Genomic DNA, 18,531 nt, shown 5'->3' on the forward strand with positions numbered 1-18,531 from the left:
ATATAAAAAGTTATAGTTAATTTTAAATCAAGCACATTGTTACATTATTTTAAAATAATAAACTCGTATTTTTTTAATGTTATTTCTTCCTTTAAATCAATTATCTTTTCTTCATATAAATCTTTTACTTTTCTATTCACCAAATAATCTGGTAACTTTAAGATTAAATCTTTGGATGAATTATTTATTATTACTGTAATAGATTCTTTTTTTAATATAACTGTTCCATTTTTTTTATCTGCTAGTATCCATTCATTTGATACAGTTCTAAGTTCTCTATTTGATTTACGAAGTCTAATAATCTTCTTCATAAAATCAAATATATCTTTATTCCACTTTTCTTCATTCCATTCCATACATTTTCTTTGTCCTTCAGATACTGGACTTAGTTCTCCTTGCATTCCTATTTCATCACCATAGTATATACAAGGACTTCCTGATTGTATAAACATAAATAAATACGCAAGTTTAAATTTATCTATATTCCCATTTGCATAAGTCAATATCCTAGTGGTATCATGACTTCCAAGTAAATTAAAAATAACTTCATTAACTTGCATTGGATAACTTACTATTACATCATTTATCATATATTTAAATTCTTCAGCATTTATCTCATTTGTACAAAAGAATTGTTTCATAGCTTCTGACATTAAATAATTCATAACTGAATCAAATTGGTCTCCCATCAACCATGGTAAACTTCCATGCCAAATTTCTCCCAATATGTATATATCAGGTTTTATTATTTTAATCTCTTGTCTAAATTTTCGCCAGAAAACATGATCTACTTCATTTGATACATCCAATCTCCATGCATCTATATCAAATTCTTGTATCCAATACCTCCCTACACTCAATAAGTATTCTATTACTTCTGAATTTTCTGTGTTAAGTTTCGGCATGTATTTTTCACACCCAAAAGTTTCATAAGGTATGTTTTTTTCATCTATTTCTTTTATTGGAGTATCAACTTTACTCATATCTTTTATATAAAACCAATCTTTATATCTCGAATTATCCTTATTTTTAACTACATCTTGCCACTGTTTAGAATAATATCCTATATGATTAAATACAGCATCCAACATTATTTTTATATTTCTTTTATGTGCTTCTTCTATCAGTTTTTTCAAAGTAGCTTTATCACCTAAGGTAGGGTCTATTTCCATGTAGTCCATCGTATCATATCTATGATTAGTTTTTCCAACTGTAATAGGACAAAAATAAATTCCATTTACTCCTAAATCGCTCAAATAATCTAGGTGGTCTATTACACCTTGTAAATCTCCACCTGTAAAATTATCTCTTGTTGGAATAGCTCCCCATATATCTACTCCTTCTGGATTTATAGATGGATTTCCATTTGAAAATCTATCAGGAAATATTTGATACCAAACAGTATCCTTTACCCAATTTGGGACTTTAGGTATATCTATATGATTCAAATATGGATATCCAAAAAAATTACTTATTTCACATAACTCTTTCTCATCATTTTCGTTTCCTAATTTTATTATCTTTTTTTCTGTAAATAAAATTTTTTCTTCTTGACCTTCTATTATAAATCCATACCTCGAACGTTTATTTAAAGGCTTACACTCAGCTATCCAATAATCAAATAATTCTGTTTCTACTTCTTTGTTCATCATTATATTTGTTCCACCAGACCAACCAAGTCCAGATGCATTTAGATTCCCTCCTCCTGCACCTCCTTTGTCCCATACATATTGGTCTCCTATCCTTAAGGTCACTTTTTTTACCTCATTTTTTTTAGTTCTAATTCTTATATGTAATGTTTCTCTATCATAGCCATAAGCATAGTTGCTCATTGGTATATGTAATATAGCTTCTTTTGTTAAAGTTTGTTGAGTTGATTCTGTGATTTGATTGTTTAAAGTTATATTTTCTTTATTTTTATTAGACAACTTTATCCCTTCTTTCTAATAATTTACATAATTTAAAGATAGGTCAATATATTTAACTATTATATCATAATAAAAAGATATAATAGTTAAATATCATAACAATAGTTTTCTAAGCTACAATAATCACTTTTATTAAAATAAATCTTATCTTTATTATTATTTTTTGCAAAATAAAAACCTCTAGTATTTTCCTAGAGGATACAATGTCATACTATTAATTTTTATACTAACTTTTAAATTATTTAAAAAGACTATATATACTATATTAGCTCCCTATGCTATATTATTAGATTTAACTTTTTCTATGTTTAAAAAATAAGTTTCTCTCTCTTTAAATAATGATACATATTTAAAATCAAGATATTTAAGCATATCATAAGCCACATCAAAATCTTTACATATATCTTCTACTCTATGAGAGTCAGAACCTACAGTAACTATAAAACCTCCAAGTTCTCTATATCTTTTTAAGATATCTTCATTTGGATGTATAGCATTTAATCCATATCTATAACCAGATGTATTTAACTCTATTCCACTTCCATTATTAATTATTGACTTTAAGACTTCATCAATAACATCTTTAAAGTCATTATATATTACTCTGTTATCTGAATATATCCCATATCTAGATATATAATCTAAATGTCCATATATATTATAATCTTTAAATTCATGATTAGTTTCAAGTATACTATTAAAATATTTATAATATGCATCTTCTTTGCTAAGTCCTTCAAAGTATTTTTTCGATGGAACAGGTACATTATCAATTGTATGAGTTGAACACAATATAAAATCAAAAGGATGTGAATTTATTACATCTTTTATTTCATTTTTTAAATGTTTTCTATATCCTACTTCAACACCTAATAATAACTCTATATCCTTTTTATACTTTTCTTTTAGTTTATTAAACACTGGGACATATTTGTTATAATCTATACAAAATCCCTTACCTTCATCATGCTCTAAATGGTCTGTAAAAGTCAAATATCTAACACCTATACTTATAGCTTTTTTTATTGTATCTTCCATTGAATCCTTTCCATCACTTGAAAAATTAGTATGAATATGATTATCAATTAAATTCATATTATCCCTCCCTTTATTTTATCTACCTTAATTATACTACAGGTTTATTGTATACAATTGTTAAAAGAAAATGATAATAGTTAAATTTTATTTACAATACTTCCTCTTTAAAGAAATACCTTATTTTTATACAAAAAAGGAAGTGTCTAAATTGATTTTATAAAATCAATTCAGACACTTCCTTATTAATACATTTTGTTTAATATATTTTATTTAATTTATCTTTTAAAAATTTGCATTTTTTGACAAATCTTAGTGGTTATATATCCAATCATATAAAAGGCTGCATAAAGTAAAACATAGATATATGCTGAATCATTTAAAAATATATACATTAATATTATATAAGTTATTAAAGATACTACAAGTGATAAAATCAAGTTAGTTTTACTCAATACACAAACTATCCCTTGAATTAAAAAAGCAATTGGAAAAATCAAAACCATACCTATTACAAAAATCCCTTTGGCAGGAATATCTGGTATATTAAATATATCTGTAGCAAAAGTTAAAAACATTAATAACATTATGATTGTAGGAAATATAATACTAAAAACATTACTTTTTTTCATGATAAATTTTCCTTATTTGTAATTTTAAATTAGCTATTTAAATGAAACCCAATAAATATAGCTTTTAAATTAATAATTTAATTACTTTGTCGCCTCAATTTCTCCCATCATTCTAACTAAGTCTTGTCCATATTGACCACCAGCCCAATTATTAGAAAGACTTTCAACTGTTTTAGCTTTCCCAAATAAAGATTTTTCATGTCTAGGGTCTACTGGATTTGAAAGTGGATAGCCCTCTTGTCCTGCATATAGACATAAATGTTGAATTTGAGCTAGTATTCCCTCTTCCCAAGTATCAAATCTTGAGTGTGCATTTTTGTCAGTATCAGAACCACCAACAGAAGTCTTAAGTCCACAAGGATTCTTAAATGATGCATCTAATACTCCACCAAAATTACAGAAACCAGTTTCTTTTGCTGATTGAGCTACTGCTAAAACAGGATTTACACCTTCTTGAACAGCTGTATCATATAGTATTGGTATCAATTCTATAAATAAATCATTTGCTTTTTTAGATTTAGCCCATTTTAGACAAGCTTCTAAACTAGCTGTTGGTTCACCTAATATACTTGTCTCATCTTTTATAGGTGAATCCCCTTTTGTAGATGAATCACCATTATTCTGTGCAGCAGAAACACATTTATTATACACACTATCGCTTATTGAACCTAGTCTAGTAATCTTATCTGCTCCTGCTAGTATGGATTTATCACTATCTTCTGATACTAGTACAATTGGATTATCTTTAGCAATTGTAGAACCTGTAAGAGCATTCACTAAATCATATCCATCACTTAAATAAAATTCTGATGAATCTGGATAAAATTCTTTTATAACTTTTTTATTTGTATCATATCTATCTGAACCACCAAGTCTCTTAGAGTTAGTCTTGTTAACTAAACTAGTACTCATAGAAATACTTCCACCTACAGCATATGATTTTACATTACTTGTTGAAAAAGGAACACTTTTTCCATCTGTAAGTACTATAGGAGCTACATCTCTTACTGAGACAGGTGCAGCACTTATAGTATCAGCTTCTCCTTTATATGCATTAGTTAATATAACTTCATCAACTTTTTTAATGGTACTTACTTCTTTGGCAACACTATAACTAGTCTTTATTCTATCATCTCCACCTAATCTAGTTACTTGTGCTCCTGTATTTTTCAGCTCAGTTTCTACTGACTTACTTATTGACAACTCTTTACCTATTATGTATATCTTTTTTACATTTTTTAATCTTTGTTTTGTTTCATTTGGTATGTTACTTTTTTGAGCAAGCAAAATTGGAGCATCTACAGCACCAGCAAGACCACTTGCTGAAAGACCATCTGCTATAGAACTATCCATATTTACCACAATGGCTGTATCATAGCTCGTTTTATCTGCTATTAATCCAGCCGTCTCATATATGTTCTTACCTTTAATGGTATCTGATGTTAATGCACTTACATTAGGTGCATTCATTAGAAATATAGCTAATGTTAAACCTAATGCTAAAACTCTTTTAATTGTTCTCATATTCTTCCCCCTTGATATATCAAGCTTAATCCAAAAATGACTATAACATAGTAATACATCTACGCTATAGTCATTTATTATAATTTAATAATTATATGTTTCTTATTATATCATAAATTACAAAAAGTTTCCATAATATTAGATAGATTAGAGAAAAAATTTACATTTTAGTTACAATTTCCCATATTTCAGTTCTAATACATACATATTCGGTAACAATTTGTAATAAAAATTGATAAATACACCTTATATTTATTTTAAAATTATACAATAATGAAATTTATTGCATATAAAAATTTATCATAAATTATATAATACTTTTATTATTGAATAAATATATTATAAAAATTAAAACTTAATTTAAATAAGTAATTTGACAAATTTATTAGGAAATTCTAAGCATAATAAATCAAAAAGAGCCACAAAATCTAGCATTTAAGTGGCTTTCTATTATTCCAATTGATTATATAAAGTGACTTTCTCATTTTAGAAATATAAATAATTATTTTTTCAAAATAACCTAAAAAATAAGCTTATAATAACTTAAAAATCTGGAATTTAACTTCTTCTATTAATTTCGTCTGTTATTAATGATTTAGAAATATACATTGCTTTTATTATATTTCTAAATCGTTTGTAATTAGTAGTACCCTCTGCAAATTTTGACTGTGCTTTTTCACATTTATTTATACTTGAAGATACAGGTCGTAGTGCTTCTATTAATTCTTCTTTTGTATATTTATCGATTATATTTTCCTCTGTTATTAATGATTTCGAAATATACATCGCTTTTATCCTATTCTTAAGGAGTGAGTGTTGAGAAGTCCCTTCCATAAACTTTAGTTGTGCTTTTTCACATCTACTGATAACTGAAGATACTACTCTCAGTGTTTCCACCAATTCTTCTTTTGTATAATTATCTATAGTATTTCACCTCAAATTCTAATTTATTATTATATACCTTAATTTACTTTAATATTTTTTCATCCTATTATAACATATTTTTAGTGCTATTCTAATATATAATGTGATATATTCTAGTTAATGGTATTTTCGAACTTAATCAAATGTTATTTTATTATAAGGTCATAGTATATATATGAAAATACATAAAAATACTTAACTTTTTTAAGGAGATTTCCAATGAGCAACAAACAAGGTTCTAACATAAAAGATGTAAAAATTAAAAATAAGTTAATAATACTGAAACTACTTTCTACAAATACTCCTATGTCTAGAGTTGATTTAGCTAAATCTACAGGTCTTACTAAAATGACTTTATCAAATCTAGTCACTGAGCTTATTAATGAAAACATGATTAGAGAGATAGAATCATCAACTTTAAATGCACATTCATCAGGTCGTAAACCTATTTTATTAGATATTTCTAATATATCTCCTTGTGTTTGTGGCATTTTGATAAGAAGAAATATTTGTAAGGTAATCATTGCGGATTTAAAAGGTAATATTGTCAAACAACTTTTTGAGACTTACCCTAAATATCTGTCAAATGATGTTTTAAAAGATATAATAAAAAGAATGTTTACTAAAATAATGAAAAATAACAAAAGAGATATAATTGGAATTGGCATTTCTTCAATAGGTCCTGTAGATAATATAAATGGTATAATATTAAATCCTCCAGACTTTGGAAATGTATCAAACCTAAACATAGTAAATTTTATAGGAGAAATATCTGATTTACCTATATTTTTGATAAATGATGCTAATGCAGGTGCTTTGGCTGAAAAAATGTATGGTCTAGGCAAAGATATTCAAAATTATATATATTTACATATAATGAATGGAATTGGAGCTGGTTTAGTATTAGAAAATAAACTTCACACTGGTAATTTAGGTCAAAGTGGTGAAATAGGACATACATCTATTAATTTTAGTGGTCCAGTATGTAGTTGTGGAAATAATGGATGTCTAGACTATTATACAAGTGTGAGTAAGTTAATTAAAAGAATTGAATCATTAAGTCATATTTATCCAGATTCTCCACTAATTAATTGTAAAGATTTTTCTCTAGTCAAGTTAATAGATGAAGCCAATAACAAGGATAATCTAGGGATGTTTTTGCTTGATGAATTTTGTACATATATATCATATGCATTAGTAAATACACTTACCTTAATTGATTGTAGTTCTATAATAATAGGTTATGACTTTAATATCCCTGGTACATTTATAGAAAATACATTATTAAAAAAATTGACTGCTTCAGCAAGTTTTTCTAAATATAAAAAAATAAATGTAAGACATTCAAATTTTGGAGCAAATGCACCACTAATTGGCTCTGTAGCCATAGTAAGCTATAATTTTTTTAATGGTAGTATAAATTTTGATTAAACATGTAAAATATTAAAATATTTAATTAGTTTTGTTGAATATTTTTCCATTTAATATTATTATATCTTATAAGAGCGTTTAAAATTTGGAGGTATAAAAATGATTTCAGCTAAAATGGAAAAATTACTTAATGAACAGATTAACCATGAATTATATTCTGCATATCTTTACCTTTCTATGTCTTCTTACCTTGAAGCAGAAGGACTTAAAGGATTTTCTAATTGGTTTTATGTTCAATATAAAGAAGAAACAGACCATGCTATGTATTTTTACAAATACTTACATAATGTAGGAGGAAAAGTTCAACTTGATGCTATACCAATGCCAGATGCAGACTTCACTTCTGCAATGGATATTCTTGAACGTACATTAGCTCATGAACAAAAGGTTACTGCTTTAATAAACAATCTAGCTGCTGTAGCAAACTCTGAAGCAGACTTTAGAACTTCTCAATTCTTACTTTGGTTTATATCTGAACAAGCAGAAGAAGAGACAACTTGCGAAGACAATATAAAACGTGTTAAACTTGCTGGAGAAGGTGGGTTATTCTTTGTAGACCAAGAATTGGCTACTCGTATATATTCAGCACCAACAAATCCACCTGTAACAATATAAAAATATTAACGTTAAAATTTTTAGTATAATAGATAGGGTGTTTTAATGAAAATCAAGATTGATTCTATTCATTAAAACACCCTTTATGATTTGTCTTATATGTAGTATTTTACTTTTTATACATTTCTATTTTACAATCATATTTAAAACTCTATTTTTAACTTAAAGTATTCTATAATTAAATGTGGGGTGACTGAAAATCACAATCTATAAATTAGTGTGATTTTCAGTCGCTACTTTGATTATGGTTGAATACCAAAACTTGTTAACTATTTATATTTAACTATTAAAGCGTCTACTGCACATACACCTTTTCCCCTAGGATATACAAATACAGGATTTAAATCTATTTCCTTAACCTCATCCTTGTTTTCATAAGCATATTTACCTAATTTAACCATCATTTCTGCAAGAGCATCAACATCACAAGGTTCGCTACCTCTGTATCCGTTTAAAAGCTTAAATGATTTTAATTTTTTAAGCATCATTATAGCTTCATCATGATTTATAGGTAATGGATATAAAGTAGTGTCTTTAAATACTTCTACAAATACTCCACCTAAACCAACTAATAGCATTGGTCCAAATTGGTCATCATTAGTTATACCAATAATTATTTCTATTCCACTTTCAACCATTTCTTGAACCAATATACCATCAATCTTGGCATTTGGTTTTGCTTCTTTTACATTAATTAAAATCTCATTATATGCACTTATTGCCTCTTCTCTATTATTGATTCCTACTTTGACTCCTCCAACATCAGATTTGTGTAATATCTCTGAAGAGTTTATTTTTAATACAACAGGATAGTTGATGTACTTCAAAATTTTATCTAATTCATCAATACTTTTTGCAATACCCTGACCTGGCACTGGTACTCCATATTTCTTCATTTCAATTTTACTATCTAATTCTGATAAGGCTACTACATTGTTTGAGTCTCTTTTCTTAACAGCTTCAAATTCTAAAGTTCTCTTTGAATAATCATAATCTACAAATTTAGCCATTTTATTGAAACAAGTAAATGTAGTTCCAACTGATGACATTATAGGTACTTGACTATTTTCTAATCTAGCCCTATAATTTAGATATCTATTTCCTTCAAGTGTAGGAACTGCAAATACAGGCTTCTTCAATCCTTGTTCTCTAGCTTCACTTACAGCTTGACAAAGAGTCTCATGCATTTCATTTTCTTCATCTCTTATATTTGCACCTATCATAGTAAATCCAACACTATCATCTTTATCAAATGTGTGTAATAAACCTACTATCATATCTTTTTCATGAAATAATGCAGTTGTAGCATCCAATGGATTTTTAGGTGTTGCAAATCCTGGAAGATATTTTTTCATCTCTTCTTTAGTTTCAGTGGATATTTCTGCAAGTTCTACACAATTTTCTTCTGCTAAATCTGCACAAATAGTATTTTCTCCCCCTGAGAAGTTTATTGCTGCAAAATTAGAATTTTTAGGTAAATTACCATCTAAAACACTAAAAGCCTGAGCTAAACTCATAAATTGTTCTAAATTCTCTACAGAAATTACTCCATACTTTTCAAAAATACTCTCAAAAGCTTTACTTGAACCAGCTAAGTTTCCTGTATGAGAAGCAGCTGATATAGCTCCTTTTTCTGACCTTCCTGATTTCAAGATTATTACTGGTTTTCTTTTTTGAGCTGCTTTTTTTAGTGCATTTATAAATTTTTGAGGATTTTTTAGTCCCTCAAGATAAATAGCTATTACTGATGCATAATTATCATCTACAAGAAAATCTACTGCATCTTCTAGTGTAACTATATTTCCATTTCCTGTTGAAAAACCATAAGATATATTAAAATAATCACTTGAAACAATTTCTGCAGTTATAAATCCACTCTGCCCTACAATTCCTATCCCTGGTTTTTTAGTATCCAAATCCCACTTAGAACCACCAGCCCATAGATTAACTTTATCTATGCAGTTTAATAATCCCATACAGTTTGGACCTAATATTTTCATATCATATGTATTAGATATTTCTATAAGTTGATTTTCTAAATCTACTCCATCTTCTGTTCCTTCTTCTGCAAATCCACTCGCATATACCACTGCTGCCCTTGTTCCTAATACTCCAGAATCTTTTAACACAGATGGAACTACATTTCTAGGTGTACATACTACCACACAGTCTACAACTTCTGGAACTTCTTGTATTGTCTTATAGCACTTTCTCCCAAATAATTCTTCTCTTTTGGGATTTACATAATATACTCTGTCTGTATTTTTACTTTTTACTATACTAAGTGCTGCACTTCTACCAAAGCCAAGTTTATCAGTAACTCCTACTATAGCAATACTCTTTGGTCTAATAAGTTTTTCCAAACTCATAAATTCACTCTCCTATATATTTATAGTTGTGATTTTAAGTGAATTCTATCTCAAGATAAAGCTTCTCTTGGCACTTAAGATTTGTTAAATCTTGAGATGAATCACTTAAGATAAGGGTAATTTATTAAATGGCGTTATTATAGCCTTCCATGAATGCTGCTTCATTTTGAACATTAAATTTGCCTTTTCCTTTTTCCTCAAAGAAATCACACATAGTTTTTATGGCTAATTCTTTCTCAAATAATCCTGTTTTTGCAATCAATGCTCCAAGAACTACTACATTTGCAGCTTTTGGATTGTTTGCCTTTTGAGCTAATTCCTGACAATTTATTTTAACTACATTTACATCTTCTCTTAATACTATATTTTCATCTATCGCAGACGTATTAATAACTACTGTTCCTCCTTCTTTTACTAAATTTATATAATCTAAGGATGGCTTATTCATCGCTACTAAAACATCTATTTCTTCCATATCAGGTCCACCTATACTCTCATCAGAAAATTTAACCACACTATATGCTTTTCCACCTCTCATAGTTGGACCATATGCTGGCATCCAAGTAACTTGTTTTCCTAATTCAAGTGCTGATTCAGCTACAATTAAACCTAAAGTTAAGACTCCTTGACCACCAAATCCTGCAAATACTAACTCTTTTTCCATAACTATTCACCATCCCTTTGCTTAAATTCGCCAAGAGTATAATATGGCACTATTTCTTCTTCCATCCACTGGATAGATTTTTCTAATGATACACCCCAGTTAGTTGGGCAAGGTGCTAATATTTCAACCAATGAATATCCCTCTCCATTTAATTGAGCTTCTATAGCATTCTTTATATATTTTTTTAGATTAATTATTTCTTTTGGGCTATGAACTGAACCTCTTGCTACATAGGCTACATCAAAGTAATTTGCCACCATTTCAGGAACTTTTAATGGACTACCAGTAGTTTTTATATCTCTTCCATTTACACTTGTTGTTGTAACTTGACCTGGCATAGTAGTCCATGACATTTGACCACCAGTCATTGCAAAGTTATTGTTATTTATTACAAATACAGTTATATTATGATTTCTATATGCAGTATTTAATGTTTCAGAAAGACCTATAACATATGCATCTCCATCACCTTGATAAGTCATAACTAACATATCTGGTCGTGCTACTTTAACTCCTATGGCTGTAGATGAAGCTCTACCATGTGCAGTTTGCATCTTATCACCATTCCAGCTAAAATTCATATTACAAACACAGCCAACGCCTAAAGTTAATACATGATTTTTTTCATATCCATTTTCTTCTATCACTTCTGCTATTATACGGTTTACTATTCCATGACCACAACCTGGGCAAAATTTGTTTGGTATTGAAACAATGCTAGGTGTTAATCTATCTGTAGCCATATTAGAACACCTCCTTAATTTCGCCAGATTTTATTTTGCTGTAAGTGTCCATTACTTGTAATGTTTTTGGTATATGATTTCCACTAAATAATCCATAAACAGGTACATTTTCTTTGCATATTTTCTTTGAAGCTAATGCAACATCCTCTACTAACTGACCTGTATCAGTTGACTCTACTGAGATAAATCCTTTTACATCTTTATTTACCTTTTCAAATGCTTTATATGGGAAAGGCCACACTGTTATTGGTCTTATTATTCCAACTTTTTCTCCTTGTTCTCTAAGTCTTCTAACAGCATTCATAGTTGTTCTTGATGGTATACCGAACGCTACAAACACATATTCTGCATCTTCAACTTGATAATCTTCCCATTGTTGTTCATTTTCAGTTATTCTCATACGCTTTTCCATACAAAAAGCTGGTTTTTGGTTATCTGGAACTTTTGCATGGTCTCTATTACTACCATCATAAGTCCAACCTAAGTCTTCTTCTCTTTTCTTAAATTCAGGAAACTCTACTGGTTCCATCATTTGACCTAAAGCTGCTTCTGTCAAAATTTCAACAGGAACTCTATATTTCTCCGCTACATCAAATGAGTTATACATTAAATCTACAGTTTCTTGAATACTATTTGGTGCATAAACTATTAAATGATAATCTCCATTTCCTCCCCCTCTAGTGTCTCTTAGGTAGTCTGTTTGTGCTGAATCTAGTGAACCAAGACCAGGTCCCCATCTTTGTACATTTACAATTACACAAGGATAATGGTTTGCACATAAATATGAGATTCCTTCTTGTTTTAAAGATATTCCTGGCCCTGAAGAACTTGTCATAGACCTCATTCCACTTGCATATGCTCCATATACCATATATATAGCAGCCATTTCATTTTCAGATTGTATAAAAGTTCTTCCAAGTTCAGACATTCTATGTGATAAAAATTCCATTACCTCTGTTTGTGGTGTGATTGGATATCCTGCATAAAATTCACAACCACCTCTTAGAGCTGCTTCTGCAATGGCGTGGTTCCCCTTCCACATTTTTTTCATATTCTCCCAACTCCTTTTAAGCCTCTTGACATGCTTCTTCTTTAATTATTTCAAATACATTATCTGGACATACTTGATAACAAATTCCACAAAGTATGCATTTGCTTTCATCAACTTCTACATGAGTATATCCTTCTGTGTTTATATTATCGGATATTTTTAATGCTCCTTTTTTACAAGATATAACGCAGTATTCACAACTTTTACATCTCTCTGCGTTTATTTTTAAACTCATAGTTACACCCCATTTCGTAATATTTCTATCTATTAACTAATACTTGGTTCTTCTTTAAGATTTAATATTTCTTTTAAAACTGCTACAAATTTCTTGTTTTCTTCCATAGTTCCAATACTTACACGCGCATGTGTAGCATTTGGTCTTATTACAAAACCTCTTTGTTTTAAGTCTTCAAATAACTTAGGTATATCTGTTTTCATATCTACATAAATGAAGTTTGATTGTGAATCTACAACATCAAATCCCATTTTTGTGAACTCTTCTTTGAAATAAGCCATTCCAGCTCTATTTAACTCATATGTTTCCTTTATAAATTCATCATCATCAAGTGCGGCTGTTGCTCCACTTATCGCAACACGATTAGCAGAGAAAGGTTCTTTTACTGTAAATAAAGTTCTTATTATCTCATCTTTAGCAATACCATACCCTACTCTAAGTCCTGCAAGACCATATATTTTAGAGAAAGTTCTTGTCACTATAACATTGTAATTTTCTCTTACATATTTAAGACCATCCACATAATTAGGTACTGTTAAAAATTCTATATATGCTTCATCTAATATAGTTATAATATTTTCAGGGACTTTCTTTAAAAATTCTTCCAATTCTTTATCATCTACAATTGTTCCTGTTGGATTATTAGGATTACATATACATATTAATTTTGTTTTATCTGTAATCTTATCTAATATACCTTGTAAATCATACTTATAATCCTCTGTTAAAGGTACTTCTACTGGTATTCCTTCATTTTTAACAGTTGCTGTTCTATAAGATGGGAATGTTGGGTCACAGTATATAACTTCATCTCCTCTATTTATAAATGCTTCACCTATTAGTGTGATAACGTTATCCGCGCCATTAGCAACAATGAAATTTTCTGGTTTTAAATCCAATTTTTCAGCCAATTTTCTTCTAAGTTCATTAGCTTCTGGCTCTGGATAAAGTTGACCTTGTTTTAACATTTCAATCATAGCTTCCATTGCTTTTGGTGATGGTCCTAGAGGATTTTCATTTGAAGCTAGTTTTATTATTTCTTTTACACCATATTTTTCTTTTACTTTTTCTATTGGTTCGCCTGGAACATATTGATGTAATTCTTTTACTGTATTTCTCAATAATTTTTCTATCATTTTTAAAAGTCCCCCCTGTATATGTATTTTCATTTATATAAACGCTATTGCGCCTACTTACTCTAACAACTAAACTAAGTCATTTACTCAAATTTTTTATTAAGCATTTCTTTGATTTAATTCTTCTCTTATTTGATTTAATTTTTTATCACTTACTGGATATAAGATTGCTATAACAATAGCTATTATTAAAGGTATTGCCATAGAGTAAGAAATCATATTTATAAAACCTGTTTTAACTGCTGCTGTAACTACCATATCAGCTTGATATCCCATTGAATTCATTAAAATTGTTCTTATAGTAGTCGCAAGTAGTACACCTACTTGTATTGCAACTGGATATAGTGACATACTTAGACCTGGTAAATCTTTTCCTGATTTCCAATGTCCATAATCACAAGAACCAGCAAAGAAGTTAAGATTTATTATTGATACTACATTTGAGAAACCTCCACCAATTGCCAGTAGCATAGTTACACCTAAAGTTGTTCTCCCCCAAGGAGTCCATGCAACTAACAAGTGACATAATGCACATATAGAGAAAGAAATTATTGAAGCTAATTTTTGTTCTTTACAAATTCTTATAAACACTGGTGCGAAAAACATAAATCCTACACTTACCAAAGGCATTATTGCTAAAAATACTGCCAAACCACGTTCATCTTCTATTACATACTTAAAGTAATAAGGAGCTAAAGGTCCTAGCCCTATAGATCTTATGCATATAAGAAACTCTAAACAGAATGCCATCATAAGTGGTACATTAGTAAATAAAGCTTTTAGCATTTCACTTGCTTTAATTTTTGGTTTTTCTTCTTTTTGAAGTACTTCAGCTTCTGCTCCAGACTTTATTATTTCTGTTGAAGAAAACCAAAATACTAGAAGACACCCTACTGCAAAGAATAGATAAGTACCTAAATAACCCATTCCTTCTCCACCTAGTACATCTGCAAATAAAACTAATAATAACGGATATGAAAAACCTACTAAAAATTTTCCAACTTCTTTGAATATATTTGTAGTAGTTGAACCTATAACTCTGTCTCTAGGTGTTTTAGTAACTACAGGGTAAATAGCATAGATTATAGTGAAAACTACTTGTTGAGCACAAGATGCTATTAACAATAATGCTGTCATTAAAGGTAAAAGTAATGTTGGACTTATTTTCATTAATGGAACTATGAAAAATACTCCATATGTTAGCGCTAATGCTGCAGGTGCATACCTAAGCCAAGGATAATATTTTCCTTTTTTAAATGGTTGCTTGTCAAATATAGTCCCTGTTATCGGAGCCACAGCCATTTTTATGAAAGATTGTATTATTTGCATACCACCTGCCATAATTACCCCAAGCTTTGCTACATCAGTTAAAAATATGTTTGTTACTGTTGATACAAAGTAGCCTATAAAATTATATGCCAAATTTATAGAACCTGAGTAAGTGTATACTGCTCTCTTTTTAGGGTCTCTCATATCATCTCTAAAGTTTGATATAAGATTTCCTTTTGGTTTGCTTTCTTGACTACTCACATCTACCCCTCCTTAACATAATTTATTCTTTATTTTATTTTTATTCACGTATAATAATTTGATTTTCAACCCTACTCCATGCTTTCTATAATTCGAATCAAATTTTTATATGTGTATAATTTTAATTTAATTATATTCTCAAAATTCATAATTGTCAAACACTTTTTGGATTTATTTTTTTGTTACTTAAATGAACTAAAAAGGCATTTATACTTAATTTAAATATATATTTTTATTAATATATGCATCTAAAGTGGCACTAAAACATATATTTCAAATTATTTCATCAAAATTCTAGTTATTTTAAATCATTATAAATTTATTCAAGAATAATTTTTACGCTATATTTATATACTACAAGTAGATATTAAAAATATTTTCCCACCTTTTAAATCCCTTTTATTTTTATACATGTACTATTGATTTTAAAATAAAAGCATGTTACAATTACAAAAAAGAATATACCAAGTAAACGTTTATTATAATCTTTAATTTCAGAATTTTCAATTTTCTTGTTTTATCTAACTTTTACATAACATCATATGTTAAATTATTGTAGCTACACTAATCCAAAGCCAGTTAAAATCAATATTGTCTTACTTTGATATAAAATATATTTAAAATATATTTTATAAATTTTATTTAAAAAATATTATATAAGGAGAAAAAATTATGTTACTTTTAATTGCTACGTGTGCAGTGTACATATGGATTGGTTTTTATTTTTCTAAAAAAGTTAAAACAGCATCCGATTTCCTAATTGCGGGTAGAAATCTTCCTTTACCCATACTTGCCGCAACTATTGCTGCTACATCTTTTGGGGGAGGATGTTTGGTTGGTGGAGTTCAATGGGGAACTGAAAGAGGACTATGGGTTGGTATGTACTCTACTATAGGTGCGGCTTTAGCTTGTTTTGTAAATGCATTTTTTGCAGGAAAATTAAGAAGCTTATCCTGTGATATAACACCTGCTGACTATATTGAAACTAGATATGGTCATAGTATATTCTTAAGAGCTTATCAATGTCTTGTAACACCAATATCAATATTAGCTATTATGGGCAGTCAATTAATATCTTTTGGTTCTGTATCTACTGCATTTGGTATTCCTTATGATATAGCTGTAATTGTAGGAGTCATAGTAATCATTATATATACTTATGCATCAGGAATGTGGGGAGTTGCAGTATCAGCATTTATTCAACTAGCTATTTGTGTAGTATTTTTGCCAATAGTGGCTTATATAAGCTTAAAATTAGTTGGCGACAACCCTTTACTTATGTTACAATCAATGGTAAAAGAACCATTCTTCCCAGGAAATAAGTCGCTTAGTGATTTTATGTATACAGTTTTACCATTGGTTTTAGGCTCAATATTTTCTTATGAAAGTTTTTTGAGATACCAATGTGCTGATAATGCTAAAAATGCAGTTAAAAGCAGTGTTATTGCAGGATTTATACTATTATTTCTTGCTTTCCCTATAGGCATAATTGGAGCTATTGGTGGTAGTTTATTTCCAAACATATCATCTGTTCAGGTTTTACCTCAAATGATATCAACAACTCTACCTCCTTTAATTTCTGTATTATTCTTAGCTGCTATATTAGCTGCCATAATGTCTACGGCTGACTCATTAATGACCTCAATGAGTGCCATAATATCGAGAGATATTTATAATAAATTATTGCATCCTAATATAGAGTTTAATGATTTAAAAAATACTCTTAAATACTCTCAAATTGCCTCAGCTTTAACAGCTATAATAGGAGCAGTTATAGCACTCAAGTTTGATAGTTTATTAGAACTATTGTTTTGGCCAGCACCATTATGTACAGGCGTAATATTTGCACCATTTGTCATTGGTCTTTCCTGGAAAGGTGCTACAAAAAAAGGAGCTATCTGTGCTGTTATAGTAAGTGCAATATTAGCATTTTTAAATATGATTGGCATCCTCACTGTCTTTGACAGAATTCTAGTACCTATAATAGGTGGTTCGGTTACGATACTTATAGTTAGCAAATTTTCAAAAAAAGATTGAAAAGAAAGGTATACACAGTAAATATGTCAAAATCAGAAAAAGGTAAGGAAACAAAAGCTAGTATTATAAGTGCTGCTAGAGAATTATTTTTTGAACAAGGTTATCACAAGACAACAACTAGGCAAATTGCAGAAAGAGCCAATATAAATTTAGGCTTAATAAGTTATTATTTCTCAAGTAAAAGTGAAATCGGAGCTATAATATATGAAGATATAAGGGATGAAATGCAATCTTTAATCTATAATTATCATGAAGAAGGTACAATGATGATGTTCTTTCTTGCTATGAATGCTGACCTTTGTTTTCTTTTAAAAAATGAAGCATATAGAAACTTTTATTTAGATATAGCTTATGAGGAAGCTATTTTAAGCTATCAACGAAGTGTAACTGAAATGGTCATGAAAAGATATGTTAATGAAAAAGAATCTATAGAACATGACGAATTGATACTTTCTTGTATTGGTATACTCGCTATGAAACCAGAGATAATTAGGGTCTATACTTCACATAAATATGATATATCTTCTCAATCTGTAATAAAATATTTTACAAAACAGTTTCTAATTAACCTTGGTCACAGCACTGATTTATGCGAAGATATTTTAGAGGAATTAAGTAAATACTATATAGATATAGTTGATAATTTTACTCCAATAATAACTCGCATAAGAACTTAA

The 18,531-nt window shown here is 29.0% G+C and carries 16 protein-coding genes; 4 read left to right on the top strand and 12 right to left on the bottom strand.

Annotated elements, in window-relative coordinates:
- Window positions 1–44 precede the first annotated feature (44 nt).
- The 5 genes from KGF48_RS15825 to KGF48_RS15845 all read right to left on the bottom strand — a co-directional run bounded on the left by KGF48_RS15825 (window position 45) and on the right by KGF48_RS15845 (window position 6,016).
- Window positions 45–1,928, bottom strand: coding sequence for a glycoside hydrolase family 13 protein (locus tag KGF48_RS15825; protein ID WP_227868234.1), 1,884 nt, complete (start codon window positions 1,926–1,928; stop codon window positions 45–47).
- A 273-nt stretch (window positions 1,929–2,201) separates the two neighbouring features.
- Complete coding sequence (locus KGF48_RS15830) at window positions 2,202–3,023, bottom strand: histidinol-phosphatase HisJ family protein (RefSeq protein WP_227841467.1); 822 nt, start codon at window positions 3,021–3,023, stop codon at window positions 2,202–2,204.
- Window positions 3,024–3,241: 218 nt separating this feature from the next.
- Window positions 3,242–3,595 (bottom strand): hypothetical protein, encoded by a 354-nt coding sequence (locus KGF48_RS15835; protein WP_227841466.1) that lies wholly within the window; start codon window positions 3,593–3,595, stop codon window positions 3,242–3,244.
- An 81-nt stretch (window positions 3,596–3,676) separates the two neighbouring features.
- The gene (locus KGF48_RS15840; RefSeq protein WP_227828819.1) at window positions 3,677–5,119 is read right to left on the bottom strand and encodes a cell wall-binding repeat-containing protein; all 1,443 of its coding nucleotides are present in this window, start codon (window positions 5,117–5,119) and stop codon (window positions 3,677–3,679) included.
- A gap of 558 nt (window positions 5,120–5,677) precedes the next feature.
- The gene (locus KGF48_RS15845) at window positions 5,678–6,016 is read right to left on the bottom strand and encodes a hypothetical protein (RefSeq protein WP_413894815.1); all 339 of its coding nucleotides are present in this window, start codon (window positions 6,014–6,016) and stop codon (window positions 5,678–5,680) included.
- Window positions 6,017–6,262: 246 nt separating this feature from the next.
- Between KGF48_RS15845 and KGF48_RS15850 the strand changes: the two genes are divergently transcribed.
- A complete protein-coding gene (locus KGF48_RS15850; RefSeq protein WP_227840928.1) occupies window positions 6,263–7,474 on the top strand; it encodes an ROK family transcriptional regulator in 1,212 nt (403 codons plus the stop codon).
- 99 nt (window positions 7,475–7,573) lie between these two features.
- Entirely contained in the window at window positions 7,574–8,089 is a 516-nt protein-coding gene (locus KGF48_RS15855) for a ferritin (protein ID WP_227840927.1), read from the top strand.
- A gap of 269 nt (window positions 8,090–8,358) precedes the next feature.
- Here the strand turns inward: KGF48_RS15855 and KGF48_RS15860 are convergent, their stop codons facing one another.
- From KGF48_RS15860 to KGF48_RS15890, 7 genes are all read right to left on the bottom strand, one after another.
- Window positions 8,359–10,458 (bottom strand): acetate--CoA ligase family protein, encoded by a 2,100-nt coding sequence (locus tag KGF48_RS15860; protein WP_227840926.1) that lies wholly within the window; start codon window positions 10,456–10,458, stop codon window positions 8,359–8,361.
- Window positions 10,459–10,582: 124 nt separating this feature from the next.
- Window positions 10,583–11,122: a 2-oxoacid:acceptor oxidoreductase family protein gene (locus KGF48_RS15865; protein ID WP_227840925.1), complete on the bottom strand. Its 540-nt coding sequence runs from the start codon at window positions 11,120–11,122 to the stop codon at window positions 10,583–10,585.
- Between the two features lie 2 nt (window positions 11,123–11,124).
- Entirely contained in the window at window positions 11,125–11,865 is a 741-nt protein-coding gene (locus KGF48_RS15870) for a thiamine pyrophosphate-dependent enzyme (RefSeq protein ID WP_227828824.1), read from the bottom strand.
- Between the two features lies 1 nt (window position 11,866).
- Complete coding sequence (vorB, locus tag KGF48_RS15875; protein ID WP_227434866.1) at window positions 11,867–12,916, bottom strand: 3-methyl-2-oxobutanoate dehydrogenase subunit VorB; 1,050 nt, start codon at window positions 12,914–12,916, stop codon at window positions 11,867–11,869.
- 16 nt (window positions 12,917–12,932) lie between these two features.
- Window positions 12,933–13,151 carry an indolepyruvate ferredoxin oxidoreductase subunit alpha gene (locus tag KGF48_RS15880; RefSeq protein WP_227434869.1) on the bottom strand — a complete coding sequence of 73 codons (219 nt, stop codon included), beginning with the start codon at window positions 13,149–13,151 and terminating at the stop codon, window positions 12,933–12,935.
- A gap of 32 nt (window positions 13,152–13,183) precedes the next feature.
- Entirely contained in the window at window positions 13,184–14,287 is a 1,104-nt protein-coding gene (hisC, locus tag KGF48_RS15885) for a histidinol-phosphate transaminase (RefSeq protein WP_227840924.1), read from the bottom strand.
- 99 nt (window positions 14,288–14,386) lie between these two features.
- Window positions 14,387–15,817, bottom strand: a complete 1,431-nt coding sequence (locus KGF48_RS15890) for an MFS transporter (protein ID WP_227828827.1) — start codon at window positions 15,815–15,817, stop codon at window positions 14,387–14,389.
- A gap of 672 nt (window positions 15,818–16,489) precedes the next feature.
- On the opposite strand from KGF48_RS15890, the gene KGF48_RS15895 reads away from it, so the two are divergent.
- Both KGF48_RS15895 and KGF48_RS15900 read left to right on the top strand, forming a co-directional pair.
- On the top strand, window positions 16,490–17,854 hold the full coding sequence (locus KGF48_RS15895; protein WP_227868235.1) for a sodium:solute symporter family protein: 1,365 nt from the start codon (window positions 16,490–16,492) through the stop codon (window positions 17,852–17,854).
- Window positions 17,855–17,877: 23 nt separating this feature from the next.
- Window positions 17,878–18,531 (top strand): TetR/AcrR family transcriptional regulator, encoded by a 654-nt coding sequence (locus KGF48_RS15900; protein ID WP_227840923.1) that lies wholly within the window; start codon window positions 17,878–17,880, stop codon window positions 18,529–18,531.

Origin of the sequence: Clostridioides sp. ZZV15-6388, from assembly GCF_020657755.1 — a bacterium.
Taxonomy (GTDB): Bacteria; Bacillota; Clostridia; order Peptostreptococcales; family Peptostreptococcaceae; genus Clostridioides.

Coding starts and splice junctions, on each gene's coding strand:
- KGF48_RS15830 (WP_227841467.1), bottom strand. CDS start 3,023: ATGAATTTAATTGATAATCATATTCATACTAATTTTTCAAGTGATGGA.
- KGF48_RS15835 (WP_227841466.1), bottom strand. CDS start 3,595: ATGAAAAAAAGTAATGTTTTTAGTATTATATTTCCTACAATCATAATG.
- KGF48_RS15840 (WP_227828819.1), bottom strand. CDS start 5,119: ATGAGAACAATTAAAAGAGTTTTAGCATTAGGTTTAACATTAGCTATA.
- KGF48_RS15850 (WP_227840928.1), top strand. CDS start 6,263: ATGAGCAACAAACAAGGTTCTAACATAAAAGATGTAAAAATTAAAAAT.
- KGF48_RS15855 (WP_227840927.1), top strand. CDS start 7,574: ATGATTTCAGCTAAAATGGAAAAATTACTTAATGAACAGATTAACCAT.
- KGF48_RS15860 (WP_227840926.1), bottom strand. CDS start 10,458: ATGAGTTTGGAAAAACTTATTAGACCAAAGAGTATTGCTATAGTAGGA.
- KGF48_RS15865 (WP_227840925.1), bottom strand. CDS start 11,122: ATGGAAAAAGAGTTAGTATTTGCAGGATTTGGTGGTCAAGGAGTCTTA.
- KGF48_RS15870 (WP_227828824.1), bottom strand. CDS start 11,865: ATGGCTACAGATAGATTAACACCTAGCATTGTTTCAATACCAAACAAA.
- vorB (WP_227434866.1), bottom strand. CDS start 12,916: ATGAAAAAAATGTGGAAGGGGAACCACGCCATTGCAGAAGCAGCTCTA.
- KGF48_RS15880 (WP_227434869.1), bottom strand. CDS start 13,151: ATGAGTTTAAAAATAAACGCAGAGAGATGTAAAAGTTGTGAATACTGC.
- hisC (WP_227840924.1), bottom strand. CDS start 14,287: ATGATAGAAAAATTATTGAGAAATACAGTAAAAGAATTACATCAATAT.
- KGF48_RS15895 (WP_227868235.1), top strand. CDS start 16,490: ATGTTACTTTTAATTGCTACGTGTGCAGTGTACATATGGATTGGTTTT.
- KGF48_RS15900 (WP_227840923.1), top strand. CDS start 17,878: ATGTCAAAATCAGAAAAAGGTAAGGAAACAAAAGCTAGTATTATAAGT.